Origin of the sequence: Streptomyces sp. NPDC053474, assembly GCF_044544845.1 — a bacterium.
GTDB lineage: Bacteria > Actinomycetota > Actinomycetes > Streptomycetales > Streptomycetaceae > Streptomyces.
The window spans coordinates 454,688-469,379 of sequence record NZ_JBITXV010000003.1; the positions used below are offsets into that span (position 1 = coordinate 454,688).

General features: G+C 71.5%; 13 protein-coding genes and 1 tRNA gene. 11 read left to right on the forward strand and 3 right to left on the reverse strand.

All coding sequences use genetic code 11. The annotated features are described in order from the left end of the window. Positions 1-3 precede the first annotated feature (3 nt). The 3 genes from ACIG3E_RS08740 to glmS all read left to right on the forward strand — a co-directional run bounded on the left by ACIG3E_RS08740 (position 4) and on the right by glmS (position 3,207). Complete coding sequence (locus ACIG3E_RS08740) at positions 4-912, forward strand: DUF4429 domain-containing protein (protein ID WP_399613004.1); 909 nt, start codon at positions 4-6, stop codon at positions 910-912. A gap of 190 nt (positions 913-1,102) precedes the next feature. Continuing rightward, on the forward strand, positions 1,103-1,360 hold the full coding sequence (locus ACIG3E_RS08745; protein WP_399613006.1) for a hypothetical protein: 258 nt from the start codon (positions 1,103-1,105) through the stop codon (positions 1,358-1,360). 29 nt (positions 1,361-1,389) lie between these two features. After that, entirely contained in the window at positions 1,390-3,207 is a 1,818-nt protein-coding gene (gene glmS / locus ACIG3E_RS08750; protein ID WP_399613008.1) for a glutamine--fructose-6-phosphate transaminase (isomerizing), read from the forward strand. A gap of 306 nt (positions 3,208-3,513) precedes the next feature. Here the strand turns inward: glmS and ACIG3E_RS08755 are convergent, their stop codons facing one another. Beyond that, the gene (locus ACIG3E_RS08755; RefSeq protein ID WP_030681921.1) at positions 3,514-4,038 is read right to left on the reverse strand and encodes a universal stress protein; all 525 of its coding nucleotides are present in this window, start codon (positions 4,036-4,038) and stop codon (positions 3,514-3,516) included. 644 nt (positions 4,039-4,682) lie between these two features. Here ACIG3E_RS08755 and ACIG3E_RS08760 point away from each other — a divergent pair. The 4 genes from ACIG3E_RS08760 to ACIG3E_RS08775 all read left to right on the forward strand — a co-directional run bounded on the left by ACIG3E_RS08760 (position 4,683) and on the right by ACIG3E_RS08775 (position 7,519). Continuing rightward, complete coding sequence (locus tag ACIG3E_RS08760; RefSeq protein WP_399613519.1) at positions 4,683-4,994, forward strand: hypothetical protein; 312 nt, start codon at positions 4,683-4,685, stop codon at positions 4,992-4,994. A gap of 396 nt (positions 4,995-5,390) precedes the next feature. Further along, positions 5,391-6,719: a helix-turn-helix domain-containing protein gene (locus ACIG3E_RS08765; RefSeq protein WP_399613013.1), complete on the forward strand. Its 1,329-nt coding sequence runs from the start codon at positions 5,391-5,393 to the stop codon at positions 6,717-6,719. A 10-nt stretch (positions 6,720-6,729) separates the two neighbouring features. Next, positions 6,730-7,332, forward strand: coding sequence for an oligoribonuclease (gene orn / locus ACIG3E_RS08770; protein WP_138959861.1), 603 nt, complete (start codon positions 6,730-6,732; stop codon positions 7,330-7,332). A gap of 114 nt (positions 7,333-7,446) precedes the next feature. Continuing rightward, positions 7,447-7,519, forward strand: a tRNA-His gene (locus ACIG3E_RS08775). 99 nt (positions 7,520-7,618) lie between these two features. Here ACIG3E_RS08775 and ACIG3E_RS08780 read toward each other — a convergent pair. Then, positions 7,619-8,674: a LacI family DNA-binding transcriptional regulator gene (locus tag ACIG3E_RS08780; protein ID WP_399613016.1), complete on the reverse strand. Its 1,056-nt coding sequence runs from the start codon at positions 8,672-8,674 to the stop codon at positions 7,619-7,621. Positions 8,675-8,990: 316 nt separating this feature from the next. Here ACIG3E_RS08780 and ACIG3E_RS08785 point away from each other — a divergent pair, with 316 nt between their 5' ends. The 4 genes from ACIG3E_RS08785 (at position 8,991) to ACIG3E_RS08800 (ending at position 13,783) form a co-directional block, all read left to right on the forward strand. After that, on the forward strand, positions 8,991-10,307 hold the full coding sequence (locus ACIG3E_RS08785) for an ABC transporter substrate-binding protein (RefSeq protein ID WP_399613019.1): 1,317 nt from the start codon (positions 8,991-8,993) through the stop codon (positions 10,305-10,307). Positions 10,308-10,320: 13 nt separating this feature from the next. Further along, complete coding sequence (locus ACIG3E_RS08790; RefSeq protein ID WP_399613522.1) at positions 10,321-11,304, forward strand: carbohydrate ABC transporter permease; 984 nt, start codon at positions 10,321-10,323, stop codon at positions 11,302-11,304. Positions 11,305-11,313: 9 nt separating this feature from the next. After that, positions 11,314-12,234, forward strand: coding sequence for a carbohydrate ABC transporter permease (locus ACIG3E_RS08795; RefSeq protein WP_399613022.1), 921 nt, complete (start codon positions 11,314-11,316; stop codon positions 12,232-12,234). 109 nt (positions 12,235-12,343) lie between these two features. Further along, positions 12,344-13,783 (forward strand): GH1 family beta-glucosidase, encoded by a 1,440-nt coding sequence (locus ACIG3E_RS08800; protein ID WP_399613025.1) that lies wholly within the window; start codon positions 12,344-12,346, stop codon positions 13,781-13,783. A gap of 97 nt (positions 13,784-13,880) precedes the next feature. Here ACIG3E_RS08800 and ACIG3E_RS08805 read toward each other — a convergent pair whose 3' ends face one another. Continuing rightward, a complete protein-coding gene (locus ACIG3E_RS08805; RefSeq protein WP_399613027.1) occupies positions 13,881-14,603 on the reverse strand; it encodes a response regulator transcription factor in 723 nt (240 codons plus the stop codon). Positions 14,604-14,692: the final 89 nt, after the last annotated feature.

Below are 14,692 nucleotides of genomic sequence, written 5' to 3' on the forward strand. Positions count from 1 at the left end.
CCCATGGCGGAAATCATCCAGCGGGACGGGACCTGGACCTTCGACGGAGTGACGCTGCGGCTCGTGCCGGGGCGCGACAAGGGCGTTTCGCTGCTGCGCAAGACCCTGGGCGAACTCACGCTGCCCCTCCAGGCCTTGGCGGGCGTCGCCTTCGAACAGGGCAAGAAGAGCGGGCGGCTCCGGCTGCGGCTGCGCGCCGGCGCGGACCCGCTGCTCCAGGCCACCGCGGGCAAGCTCGCCGACGCCTCGGACCCGTACCAGCTCGCGGTGGAGCCCGACCGGTACGGCGTCGCCGAGTACGTGGTCGACGAGCTGCGCAACGCCCTGCTGCTTGAACAGGTCCCGGCCGCGGGCTGTGACGCCTATCTGCTGTCGGGGCCGTCCGTGCCGCTCCAGGTCTCCGCGGGCGACGCCACCGTGAGCTTCGACGGGGAGCAGGTCCGCCTGGAGTGGAACTGGAAGACGGAGGAGGCCAAGGCCGCCGCGGGCACCCGTACGATCGCGCTCGCCGATGTCGCCGCCGTCGAGTGGCAGCCCGCGATAGGCCTGGAGAACGGCTACCTCCGCTTCACTGTGCGGAACGCGCCCACGAAGGCCCCGCCGAAGTACGACCCGAACTCGGTGGAGCTGTGGGGCTTCAAGAAGGACCCGCTGATGGCGCTCGTCGCGGCGGCCGTCCAGGCCCGGCTCCCGCACCCGGCACGCCCCGCGGCCCCGGCCCCCGCTCCGGCCCCGGAGCAGCTCGCGCCGACCACCGCGCCCGCCCTCGCGCCCGCCCCGGCGCCCCCGGCCGAGGACGACCACGACGCGCTGCTGCGGCGGCTGCGCGAGCTGGGCGAGCTGCACCGGAGCGGCGTCCTCACGGACGAGGAGTTCACGGCGGCCAAGCAGGCGGTCCTGAAGCGCATGTGACCCCAGGGGCGCCCCGGCGAAGCGGCGGCGCGTGACCCCGGGCACGCCCCGGTGAAGCGGCGGCACGTGACCCCGGGCGCGCCCCGGTGAAGCGGCGGCGCACCCCGCCCTTCGCCAGCAATCGAGCGAATCCTGCCCGATTCCGGGCAGGATTCTTGCGCAAGGTCCCTGCGTAATCCAGGATCGACGGGTGCACGAAGACCTTGTCGATCACCTGACGCGCTCCACCCAGCTCCAGCGCGGCGAAGCGCTCCGGGTGATCCAGGACGTGCTCGCGTACTTCGACGAGACGACCGAGGCGTACGTCCGCCGCCGCCACCGCGAACTCCAGGGTCAGGGCCTGGTGAACGCGGTGATCTTCGAGCGGATCGCGGCGGACCTGCGCTACCGCGCCGTGGCCCCGCCCGAGCTCTCGCTCAGGCAGCTGCGCCGCATCGTCTACGGCTAGACCATCCCCACCACACCCAAGGGACCCTTATGTGCGGAATCGTCGGATATATCGGCAAGCGTGACGTCGCCCCGCTCCTCCTGGAGGGACTCCAGCGCCTGGAGTACCGCGGTTACGACTCCGCGGGCGTCGTCATCACCGGCCCCAAGGCCACCGGCCTGAAGATGGTCAAGGCCAAGGGCCGCGTGCGTGACCTGGAGGCCCGTGTCCCCAAGCGCTTCACCGGCACCACCGGCATCGCCCACACCCGCTGGGCCACGCACGGCGCCCCCTCCGACGAGAACGCGCACCCCCACCTCGACGCCGAGGGCAAGGTCGCCGTCGTCCACAACGGCATCATCGACAACGCCACCGAGCTGCGCGCCAAGCTGACGGCCGACGGCGTGGAGTTCCGCTCCGAGACCGACACCGAGGTGATCACCCACCTCATCGCCCGCTCGCAGGCCGAGACCCTGGAGGAGCGGGTCCGCGAGGCCCTGCGCCACATCGAGGGCACCTACGGCATCGCCGTCCTGCACGCCGACTTCAACGACCGCATCGTCGTCGCCCGCAACGGCTCGCCCGTCGTCCTCGGCATCGGCGAGAAGGAGATGTTCGTCGCCTCGGACGTCGCCGCGCTCGTCTCCCACACCCGCCAGGTCGTCACCCTCGACGACGGCGAGATGGCCACCCTCAAGGCCGACGACTACCGCACGTACACCACCGAGGGCTCCACCACCCAGGCCGCGCCGACCACCGTGGAGTGGGAGGCCGAGTCGTACGACATGGGCGGCCACGACACGTACATGCACAAGGAGATCTTCGAGCAGGCCGACGCCGTGGACCGCGTGCTTCGCGGCCGCATCGACGACCGCTTCTCCACCGTGCACCTCGGCGGCCTGAACCTGGACGCCCACGACGCCCGCAAGGTCCGGCGCGTGAAGATCCTCGGCTGCGGCACCTCGTACCACGCGGGCATGATCGGCGCCCAGATGATCGAGGAGCTGGCCCGCATCCCCGCCGACGCCGAGCCCGCCTCCGAGTTCCGCTACCGCAACGCGGTCGTCGACCCCGACACCCTGTACGTGGCCGTCTCCCAGTCCGGTGAGACGTACGACGTGCTCGCGGCCGTGCAGGAGCTCAAGCGCAAGGGCGCCCGCGTCTTCGGCATCGTCAACGTGGTCGGCTCCGCGATCGCCCGCGAGGCGGACGCGGGCGTGTACGTGCACGCGGGCCCCGAGGTCTGCGTCGTCTCCACCAAGTGCTTCACCAACACCACCGTCGCCTTCGCGCTGCTCGCCCTGCACCTGGGCCGCATCCGGGACCTGTCGGTCGCCGACGGCAAGCGGATCATCGCGGGCCTGCGGCAGCTGCCCGCGCAGATCGAGCAGATGCTGGCGCGCGAGGACGAGATCCAGAAGCTGGCGCAGGAGTTCGCCGAGGCCAAGTCGATGCTGTTCATCGGCCGGGTGCGCGGCTACCCGGTGGCCCGCGAGGCCTCCCTCAAGCTCAAGGAGGTCTCCTACATCCACGCCGAGGCCTACCCCGCCTCCGAGCTGAAGCACGGCCCGCTCGCCCTGATCGAGCCCGCCCTGCCGACGGTCGCGATCGTGCCCGACGACGACCTCCTGGAGAAGAACCGGGCGGCCCTGGAGGAGATCAAGGCCCGTAGCGGCAAGATCCTCGCGGTCGCCCACCAGGAGCAGGAGAAGGCCGACCACACCATCGTCGTCCCGAAGAACGAGGACGAGCTGGACCCGATCCTCATGGGCATCCCGCTCCAGCTCCTCGCCTACCACACGGCCCTGGCGCTCGGCCGGGACATCGACAAGCCGCGCAACCTGGCGAAGTCCGTCACCGTCGAGTAGACCCCGCACGAGTGAGTGGCCCCCCGCGCGTGCCACCAAGCACACGGGGGGCCACTCCTTCAGGAACCGGGGTCGCCCATTACCCCGGCCCGTGCCTGCCTCAGCCGGTGGCCGTCACCCCCCGGCCGGCAGGACGCCGGGGGTCCGCGGGAGGCCGCGGTGGGAAGTCGCTGTGCCGCTGCGCCCCGGCGACCGGTATGTACCCTTCACCAGGGCACGAACCACCTCTACGCGCGAGTAGATTTATGCGCCGCGGCACGGAAGTTGACGCCGCGACACCCTCGTCCCACCTGGGACGGAGGGACGTTACGGAATGACCACGACGGGCCGTTGCGCACGGCGCGCGAGACGGCCCGCGACGGAGCCGAAGATGCGCCCCACGATGCCGTGCGTCGAGCCGACGACGATGGCGTCCGCCGAGTACTCCCGGCCGACCTCCTCAAGCTCGTGGCAGATGTCGCCACCGCGCTCGACGAGGATCCAGGGCACTTCCGACAGATAGTCCGCGCAGGCCAGTTCCAGACCGAGGACCTCGGTGCGGTGGTCGGGGACGTCGACGAAGACCGGTGGCTCACAGCCCGCCCAGACGGTGGTGGGCAGCCGGTTGGCGACGTGGACGATGATCAGGCCGGAGCCGGAGCGGTGCGCCATGCCGATCGCGTAGGCGAGGGCCCGCTCGCTGGACGTCGAGCCGTCGAAGCCGACGACGACGCCGTGCCGGAAGGCCGGATCGCAGGAGTGACGTGGTTCTTCCGCCGCTTGGGGGGTCGTCGTCGGGTCGGCGACCTGCCGCTTGCGGTCCGCGGGTTCGGAGAATTCGTGACCGGCCATCGGTGTCTCGGCGAAGGAGTCCTCTGTGGGAGGGTCGGCTCTGTCCAGGTGCTGCGGCGCCCGTGGTGCGGCGCCGTGGATCGGGTCGTGCGCGGATTCCCGGGTGGAGTACGGGGAGCGGGTCGAGCACGGATCCGTGCGGGTCGGGCCCTGCGGCCTTCGGCGGACGCGGACCGTCACCGGACGCGTGTCCGGGAATCATCTTCCCAACCCCTTACCCCCAAGGGTACGGCGACACTCCTCTCCTGCCCAGGTCCCGGCCGGGGGTCTCCCGGGCCGCGACGGCGGCTGGTACCGCCCGCGCGAGGCCTCGATGCGGCCTCCGCACGGCCTCGCGGCGTTCACCGGAGCATGCATGAGCGGGGCCCGGATGGCAATGGCAGCTGCCCCGTACAGGCGGTTTGCGCCCGGTTCGCGCGCACTGGCCCCTTCCGGCCAGTGACCGGCCGCATGGCCACGCGTTGAACCCGTGAAACCACTCTTTCGGAGACATCCCCAGGAACAGACACCACGTGCGAAACCACCGCCGCAGGGAGTACGCCGTGCCAGGACCGATCACCGCCGCCCCAGCCGCCGCACCGACCACCCGCCGCCGCGCTCCCGAGGGGGCGCGCGAGCGCCGGGGCCCCAGGGCCGCCGGGCCCCTGGGCGCCGAGACCCCGGGGACACTCCCGCAGGAGTCGGCGAGCGACGTGGTGCGCTGGGCCGCGTTCTCCTGTGTCCTCGTCCCGGTCGTGCTCGTGGGGTACGGGACCTCGCTGGCCGGGGCCGCCGGATCGGCCCTCGGGCTCGCGGCCGTCACGGGGGTGTGCCGGGTGCTGCTCAGGCAGTCCGAGCGGGGAGCCGAGCGGGCCCGCGTCGAGCGGCGCCCCGCCACCGCCGGGCACCGGGCGGGAGCGGCTCCGGGGGCGCGCCGGGGCGGGCGGCACGCGGGGCCGAACGCGCCGGTGGACTGACCGATTCCGGCGCACTCCCCCATACGTTTTCAGCCAACTTCCGGCTGGTCGGCATTCCCTGGCCGAACGGGGGGTCAACCCACGTCCCACCAGGGGTGAAAGGAGCGTAGAAGGCATCCGCACCCTACGTTGACCGGCCACTGAGACGAGGCGCACTTCCCTGCACGGCCCGTGAGTGCGACGCTTCGTGATCGAATGCTTCACGCCAAGTTGCCATGTCGACAATGCGCCGAGTGCTGAACTGGTCACGGCAGCGTCACACGACGCAGTAGATTCGATCTTGACTGTAGTACGGCGGGGGACTGGTGGAGGACCGAGGGGAAACGTGCAGGAGCGACAGGTCCAGCAAGCACGTCAAGAACAGGGAGCCGCGACGACCGAGGGGGGCTTAGCGCCATGAGCCACGACTCCACTGCCGTGCAGGAAGCTGCGGCGCGCAAACTCTCCGGGCGGCGCCGTCGGGAAATCGTCGCGGTGCTGCTCTTCAGCGGTGGTCCCATCTTCGAGAGTTCCATACCACTCTCCGTGTTCGGCATTGACCGGCAGGACGCGGGAGTGCCCCGGTACCGGCTGCTCGTATGCGCCGGTGAGGAGGGGCCGCTGCGCACCACGGGCGGGCTCGAACTCACCGCGCCGCATGGCCTGGAGGCCATCGCGCGCGCCGGCACCGTCGTCGTCCCGGCCTGGCGGTCCATCACGTCGCCGCCACCGCTGGAGGCGCTCGACGCACTGCGCCGGGCACACGAAGAAGGGGCCCGCATCGTCGGTCTGTGCACCGGCGCGTTCGTCCTCGCGGCGGCCGGTTTACTGGACGGCCGCCCGGCGACGACGCACTGGATGTACGCGCCGACGCTCGCCAAACGATATCCGTCCGTCCACGTCGACCCGCGCGAGCTGTTCGTCGACGACGGGGACGTCCTGACGTCGGCCGGAACCGCGGCCGGAATCGATCTCTGTCTGCACATCGTGCGCACGGATCACGGCAACGAGGCGGCGGGCGCGCTCGCCCGCAGGCTCGTCGTGCCACCGCGCCGCGCGGGCGGCCAGGAGCGCTACCTGGACAGGTCGCTCCCGGAGGAGATCGGCGCCGACCCGCTGGCCGAGGTCGTCGCCTGGGCGCTCGAACACCTCCACGAGCAGTTCGACGTGGAGACGCTCGCCGCCCGCGCCTATATGAGCCGCCGCACCTTCGACCGGCGCTTCCGCTCGCTGACGGGGAGCGCTCCCCTGCAGTGGCTGATCACCCAGCGGGTGCTCCAGGCGCAGCGGCTCCTGGAGACCTCGGACTACTCCGTGGACGAGGTCGCCGGGCGCTGCGGCTTCCGCTCGCCCGTCGCGCTGCGCGGCCACTTCCGGCGCCAGCTCGGCTCCTCGCCCGCCGCCTACCGCGCCGCGTACCGGGCGCGCAGGCCGCAGAGCGAGCGCGGTCTGGACGGTGCCGCCGGGGCGACCGGCGGCCCGATGGCCATGCCCAGCGCGCCCGCCGTGGTCTCGGCGGCGGACGGGATGGGCTCTCCAGGAGGACCGGGCGGGCAGGGCGGGCACGGTTCCGTCCCGGGACCGAATCCGGGCATGCCCCCGGGTCCGGTACCGGCCCAGACACGGCGTACGGCGGCGGCGAGCGCCTTCGGGGCCGCGTCCCTGGCCATGGACGCGGGCAAGCAGACCGCCGATGCGTACGCGCAGGGACGCACGCCGCTCCCCGGCCAGCGGAGCGCGCCGTAGGGTTGGGCGCATGAACGATCGCATGGTGTGGATCGACTGCGAGATGACCGGGCTCTCGCTGACGGATGACGCACTTATCGAGGTGGCCGCCCTGGTCACCGACTCGGAACTGAACGTGCTCGGCGAAGGTGTGGACATCGTGATCCGCCCGCCGGACGGAGCCCTGGAGACCATGCCCGAGGTGGTGCGGCAGATGCACACCACCTCGGGACTCCTCGACGAGCTGTCCGGCGGCACCACGCTGGCCGCCGCCGAGGAGCAGGTCCTCGACTACATCCGTGAGCACGTGAAGGAGCCCCGCAAGGCCCCGCTGTGCGGCAACTCGGTCGGCACGGACCGCGGCTTCCTGCTGCGGGACATGCCGACCCTGGAGAACTTCCTGCACTACCGGATCGTCGACGTCTCCTCGGTCAAGGAGCTCGCCCGGCGCTGGTACCCGCGGGCGTACTTCAACAGCCCGGACAAGAACGGCAACCACCGGGCGCTCGCCGACATCCGCGAATCCATCGCCGAGCTGCGCTACTACCGCGAGGCGATCTTCGTCCCGCAGCCGGGCCCCGACTCGGACACGGCGAAGTCCATCGCGGCGAAGCACGTCCTGCCCGCGAGCTAGGCGGCCCGAAAGGGCCCGGTGGACGGGGTCGGAAGAAGGGGTGCGCGAGCACCCCTTCGGACCCTGTACACTTTTTCTCGGCCGGTCAGAAGAAAGACAAAAGACCGGCTCACGGTGGGTGTAGCTCAGTTGGTAGAGCACCTGGTTGTGGTCCAGGTGGCCGCGGGTTCAAGTCCCGTCACTCACCCTGATCGGCGAAGGCCGGTCCGCTTCGGCGGACCGGCCTTCGTCACGTTACGGCCCGGCCCCCGTGCCCGGGCCCGCGCACCCGGGCCCCCGCCCCGCCTCAGGACGACGCGCGGGGGACCAGCTCCGTCGGCAGGACGATCTGCGGGCGGGCGAGGCGGCGGGCCGCCAGCGGGCGGGGGTCGGCGATCTCGGCGAGCAGGACATCCGTCATCGTGCGGCCCATCTCCACTATGGGCTGGCGCACACTCGTCAGGGGCGGATCCATGTGGCGGGCGATCGCCGAGTCGTCGAAGCCGACCAGGGCCACGTCGTCCGGTATGCGGCGGCCCGCCCGGCGCAGGACCTGACGCGCGCCCGCCGCCATCACGTCCGACGCGGCGAAGACCGCGTCCAGGTCCGGCCTGCGCGCCAGCAGGTCCGCCATCGCCCGCCGACCGCCCTCCTCGGTGAAGTCGGCCCGCGCCGTCAGGGCCTCGTCCGGCTCGTGCCCGGCCTCCGCCAGGGCATCGCGGTAGCCGTCGAGGCGCCGCTGAGCCCCGTACACGTCAAGGCGGCCGGTGATCGTGGCTATCCGGCGGCGGCCCCGGGCCACCAAATGGGTGACGGCGGCGCGGGCCCCCGCGAAGTTGTCGGAGTCCACCGAGGCCAGCGGCTCGTCCGCGCGGCGGCGGCCGCTGATCACCGCCGGTATCTCCAGCTGCTGCAACAGGTCCGGCAGCGGGTCGTCCGCGTGCACCGACACCAGCAGGACGCCGTCCACCCGGTGCGCCGACAGGTACTGGGCGAGCCTGCGGCGCTCCCGGTCGCCGCCCGCGAAGGTCAGCAGGAGCTGGAGGTCGGTGTCCGCGAGCGCGGCCCCCACGCCGTGGATGATCTCCGAGAAGTACGGCTCGGCGAAGAACCGCGACTCGGGCTCGGGGACGACCACGGCGATCGAGTCCGTACGGTTCGCGGCGAGCGCGCGGGCCGCCGTGTTCGGCACGTACCCCAGCTCGGCGACGGCCTCCTCCACGGCGGCGCGGGTGTGCGCGCTCACCCGCGGCGAGCCGTTGATCACCCGGGACACCGTCCCGCGGCCGACGCCCGCCCGCGCGGCCACCTCTTCCAGCGTGGGCCGCCCCCCGCTGCGCCCCTTGGGCTGCCGACTCCCCATCAGTGCCTCCCCACGACGCGAAATCTAACAGCCCGGCCCCGGCCACCAGCGACGGCGCCGACGGCCCGCAAATCCTGCCGTCCGGTGCCTTGACACCCCCGCAGCGAGCCGTAACCCTTCAAGGCATCAAATATGGGAGCGCTCCCACCCTACTCGGCTCTTTCACGATCCGCACGCTCCGGCCGCGCCGCCCCTCTCCAACTCATTACCCCCAAAGGGCAGTTGGCCGCTAGGTGGTACGGCGGAGCACTAGGAGGACACCATGCGCCACAGCAGAAGCCGCAGGACGCATGACCGGACTCGCTACAGGACTCGAATGCCCCGTACGACCGTGGTGCTCGCGGCCGTCGCCGCGCTCGCCGGTGGAGCCCTCACCGGCTGCGCGGAGGACTCCGACGACAAGGACGCCGGTGGCTCCTCCGGCGGCGGGGGCGGAGGCGGCAAGACGACCCTCACCGTCGGCGTCTTCGGCGCCTTCGGCCTCCAGGAGGCCGGTCTGTACGCGGAGTACGAGAAGCTCCACCCCGACATCAACATCAAGCAGAACTCCGTACAGCGCAACGAGAACTACTGGCCCGCGCTGCTCACCCATCTGAGCAGCGGCAGCGGCCTGTCCGACATCCAGGCCGTGGAGGTCGGCAACGTCGCCGAGCTGACCGGCAGCCACGCGGACAAGCTGATGGACCTCGGCAAGGCCCCCGGCGTCGACAAGAACGCCTACCTCGACTGGAAGTGGAAGCAGGGCACCAGCAAGGACGGCAAGACGATCGGCCTCGGCACCGACGTCGGCCCGACCGGCATCTGCTACCGCAAGGACCTGTTCAAGAAGGCCGGGCTTCCCACGGACCGCGAGGCCGTGGGCAAGCTGTGGGCCGGGGACTGGAGCAAGTACCTTCAGGCGGGCAAGCGGTTCAAGGAGAAGGCGCCCAAGGGTGTCGCCTTCGTGGACGGCGCGGCGGGCGTGATGGCCGCCGTGCACGCCTCCGGCAAGGAGAAGTTCTACGACGCCGACGGCGAGCTGATCTACAAGGACAGCCCGACGGTCAAGGAGGGCTGGAACATCGCGGCCCAGTTCGCCGAGGCCGGGCTCACCGCGAAGCTCCAGCAGTTCCAGCCCAGTTGGGACCAGGCGTTCGCCAACGGCTCCTTCGCCACGGTGACCTGCCCGCCGTGGATGCTCGGCTACATCAAGGACAAGGCGGGCGCCAAGGCCGAGGACCAGTGGGACGTCGCCTCCGCGCCCAGGCCCGGCAACTGGGGCGGCTCCTTCCTGACCGTGCCCGAGGCGGGCAAGAACAAGGAGGAGGCGGCCAAGCTCGTCGCCTGGCTGACCGCCCCGCGGCAGCAGGCCAAGCTGTTCGACAAGCGGGCCAGCTTCCCGAGCGCCAGCGCGGCGTACGACCTGCCCGAGGTGAAGGACGCCAAGAACCCCTACTTCGGTGACGCGCCCGTGGGCCGGATCTTCTCCAAGGCCGCCGAGGGCGTGCCCGTACAGCCCATCGGCCCCAAGGACGGAATCATCCAGCAGTACCTGGCCGACGTCGGGATGCTCGGTGTCGACCAGAAGGGCACCTCGCCCGACAAGGGCTGGGACAAGGCCATGAAGACCATCGACAACGCCCTGGACCAGTGACGCGGTGACCGACGTGCCTAGTGACGCCCAGACGGCCGTGTCCTCCGCCCCGGCGGTGGCCACGGCCCGGGACGAGCGCCGCCGGGCGCGGCGCAGCCGTCTCTACCGCTGGGACGTGAAGTTCAGCCCTTACGCCCTCATCGCGCCGTTCTTCCTCTTCTTCGTCGCCTTCGGGCTCTTTCCGCTGCTCTATACGGGGTGGGCCTCGCTGCACCGCGTGGAGCTGGGCGCGCCCACCGACATGGAGTGGGTGGGGCTGCGCAACTTCTCGCGGCTGCTCGACGACGAGTTCTTCTGGAACGCGCTGCGCAACACCTTCACCATCGGCGTCATCTCGACCGTGCCGCAGCTGTTGATGGCGCTCGGGCTCGCCCACCTGCTCAACTACCGGCTGCGCGGGTCCATGTTCTTCCGGGTCGCGATCCTCACCCCCTACGCCACGTCCGTGGCCGCGGCGACGCTCGTGTTCGTGCTCATGTTCAGCCGCACCGACCACGGGTTGATCAACTGGGCTCTCGGGCTCGTCGGGATCGACGCCGTGGACTGGCAGAACGGTGACTGGACGGCGCAGATCGCGGTGTCCGCCATCGTGACCTGGCGGTGGACCGGCTACAACGCGCTGATCTACCTCGCCGCGATGCAGGCCATTCCGCACGACCTGTACGAGTCGGCGGCGCTCGACGGGGCGAGCCGCTGGCAGCAGTTCCTGCATGTGACGGTGCCGTCGCTGCGGCCCACGATCCTGTTCACCTGCGTGGTGTCGACGATCGGGGCGACGCAGCTGTTCGGTGAGCCGCTGCTCTTCAACCAGGGCGCGAGCCCGACGGGCGGCTCGGACCACCAGTTCCAGACGCTCGGCCTGTATCTGTACGAGCAGGGCTGGTTCAACCAGCACCTCGGGCGGGCCTCGGCGATCGCCTGGACCATGTTCCTCATTCTCGTGCTGATCGGCCTGCTCAACTGGGCGGTCGGCCGGTGGATCCGCAAGAGCGCGTGAGGGGATGACATGACCGAACTGACGCGAGAGCGCCGCGCACCGCGCACCGGCGAGCCCGGACCCGAGCCGGTACGGCGCGGGCGCGGCCCAAGGAAGCGCGGCGCCGGACGGCAGCTGCACGGCGGGAAGCTGACGTACGCCGTGCTGACCCTTTTCGCCATCGGCTCGCTCTTCCCCCTGGTGTGGACGGCGATCGCCGCGTCCCGCACCAATACGCGGCTCGCCGAGACGCCGCCCCCGTTCTGGTTCGGCGGGAACCTCTTCAAGAACCTGGAGATCGCCTGGACCGACGCCAATATGGGCACCGCCCTACTCAACACCCTGGTGGTGGCGAGCACGATCACCATCGGCACGGTGCTCTTCTCCACGCTCGCGGGCTTCGCCTTCGCCAAGCTGCGGTTCCGCTTCCGCGGCCTGCTGCTGCTCCTGGTGATCGGCACGATGCTGGTGCCGCCGCAGCTCAGTGTCGTACCGCTGTTCATGATGATCGCCGAGCTCGGGTGGACCGACCAGCTGCAGTCGGTGATCCTGCCGACGCTGGTCAGCGCCTTCGGTGTGTTCTTCATGCGGCAGTACCTCAGCGAGGCGCTGCCCACCGAGCTGATCGAGGCGGCGCGGGTGGACGGGGCCAGCAGTCTGCGGCTGATCTGGCACGTGGTCTTCCCGGCGGCGCGGCCCGCGATGGCCGTCCTCGGCATGCTGACCTTCGTCATAGCGTGGAACGACTTCTTCTGGCCGATCATCGCGCTCACCCAGGGCGGCGAGCCCACCGTGCAGGTCGCCCTCGCCGGGCTCGGCCGGGGGCAGATCCCCGACCAGTCCGTGATCATGGCGGGCGCGCTGCTCGGCACGCTGCCGCTGCTGCTCGCCTTCGTCCTGTTCGGCAAGCAGATCGTGGGCGGGATCATGCAGGGCGCGGTCAAGGGGTGAGCCCGTCCTTTCCCAACCTTTCCCGTCCCTGCCCTCCTCCGTCCCTATGAACCACTCCGCCATCCGTACGAAACCCTCCTTTATCCGTACGAACCATGGGAGCGCTTCCATGCCTGATGCGAACCTGCGGTTTCCCCCCGACTTCCTGTGGGGTGCCGCGACCGCCGCGTACCAGATCGAAGGGGCCGCGCGGGAGGACGGCAGGACGCCGTCGATCTGGGACATCTTCAGCCATACGCCGGGCAAGGTGCTCGGCGGCGACACCGGGGACGTCGCCTGCGACCACTACCACCGGTGGCGCGAGGACGTGCGGCTCCTGGCGGACCTCGGGCTCAAGGCCTACCGCTTCTCGGTGTCCTGGCCCCGGGTGCAGCCCACCGGGCGCGGGCCCGCCGTGCAGCGCGGCCTCGACTTCTACCGCGCGCTCGTCGACGAGCTGCTCGCGCACGGCATCACGCCGATGGTCACGCTCTACCACTGGGACCTGCCCCAGGAGCTCGAATCGACGCTGCCCGGCGGGGGCCCGGCGGGCGGCGGCTGGCCGGAGCGGGACACCGCCGAGCGCTTCGCGGAGTACGCCGGGATCGTCGCGGGGGCGCTCGGCGACCGCGTGGAGCTGTGGACGACCCTCAACGAGCCCTGGTGCAGCGCCTTCCTGGGCTACGGCTCGGGGGTGCACGCCCCCGGGCGCACCGACCCCGCCGCCGCCCTGCGCGCGGCCCACCACCTCAACCTCGCGCACGGCCTCGGCGTCCGGGCGCTGCGCGCGGCGCTGCCCGCCCGGGCCCGGATCGGGGTGAGCCTCAATCCGAGCGCGGTGCGCCCGCTCACCTCGTCGCCCGCCGATCTGGACGCGCGGCGCCGGATCGACGCGCTCGCCAACCGGGTCTTCACCGGGCCCATGCTGCGCGGCGCGTACGACGCCGATCTGCTCGCGGACACCGCGCGGGTCACGGACTGGGCCTTCGTGCGCGACGGCGACCTGGACGTCACGCGGCAGCCGCTGGACTTCCTCGGCATCAACTACTACTCCCCCGCTGTCGTGTCGGCCGCCTCCCCCTCCGGTGCCCCGCGCCACGACGGGCACGGGGTCAGCGACCACTCCCCCTGGCCGGGCGCGGACTCCTTGGTCTCCTTCCACCGCGCGCCCGGCGAACTCACCGCCATGGACTGGCCGGTGGACCCCACGGGACTGAAGGACCTGCTCCTCGAATACACCGCTCTGGCCCCCGGGGTTCCGCTCTATGTGACGGAGAACGGCGCCGCCTACGACGACAAGCCCGAGGGCGGCGCGGTCCACGACCCCGACCGGGTGCGCTACCTGCACGGACACCTGTCCGCCGTGCACGCGGCGATCCTGGAGGGCGCCGACGTCCGGGGCTACTTCCTGTGGTCGCTCATGGACAACTTCGAGTGGGCGTACGGCTACAGCAAGCGCTTCGGCGCGGTGTACGTCGACTACGAGACGCAGCGGCGCACGCCCAAGTCGAGCGCCCGCTGGTACGCGAAGGTCGCGGCGAGCGGGGAGCTGCCTCGGGGCGCCGGTTAGCCGGGCGGGAGCGCCCCGAAGGGGCGCGGGGAACTGCGCGCCCAGCCAAAGACGGCTCGCGGACGCCCCACAGCCCACTGCGGCACCCAGCGGCGGCCTAACGCACCGAGGGGGGCGGCGTCGACGCCGCCCCCCTCGGCGGCGGCTCCAGTTTCACGCCGACGCCCCGCAGGGTGTGCAGATAGCGGGGGCTCGCGGCGGTCTCGCCCAGCTTCCGGCGCAGCCAGGAGAGATGGACGTCGATGGTCTGGTCGTCGCCGTGGCTCTGCTGCCACACCTCGGCGAGGAGTTCCCTGCGCGCCACGACGACGCCGGGCCGCCCGGCGAGAAACGTGAGCAGGTCGAACTCGCGCCGGGTCAGGTCCAGCGGCGCGCCGTCCAGCTGGGCCCGGCGGCGCAGCGGGTCGATGGCGAGGCCGCCCACGCGCAGCACCCGGCTCGTCGGTGACGCGCCCGAGCCACGGGCGCGGCGCAGCACGGCGGTCATGCGCGCGGAGAGGTGCTCGACGGAGAAGGGCTTGGTCAGGTAGTCGTCGGCGCCGTCGTTGAGGAGCCGGACGATCTCCGCCTCGTCGTCGCGCGCGGTCGCCACGATCACGGGTACGTCGGTGACGCCGCGCAGCGTCTTGAGCGCCTCGGCGCCGTCGAGGCCGGGCAGGCCGAGGTCGAGGATCACCACGTCGAACCGGAAGTGGGCGACCTCGCGCAGTGCCTCCAGGGCGGTGCCGACGCTCCGTACGGTGTGGGAGGCGTCGGACAGATGCCGGATGAGGGCCGAGCGGACGAACGGGTCGTCCTCGACGACGAGCACACGAGCCATGGGCGGCACCGTACGCCATGCGGACGGCGCCGGTGCCCCGTGGGACTTTTGGCCGGGCATGGGCGTCATGTCCCCCGCTTGCCCGAAGG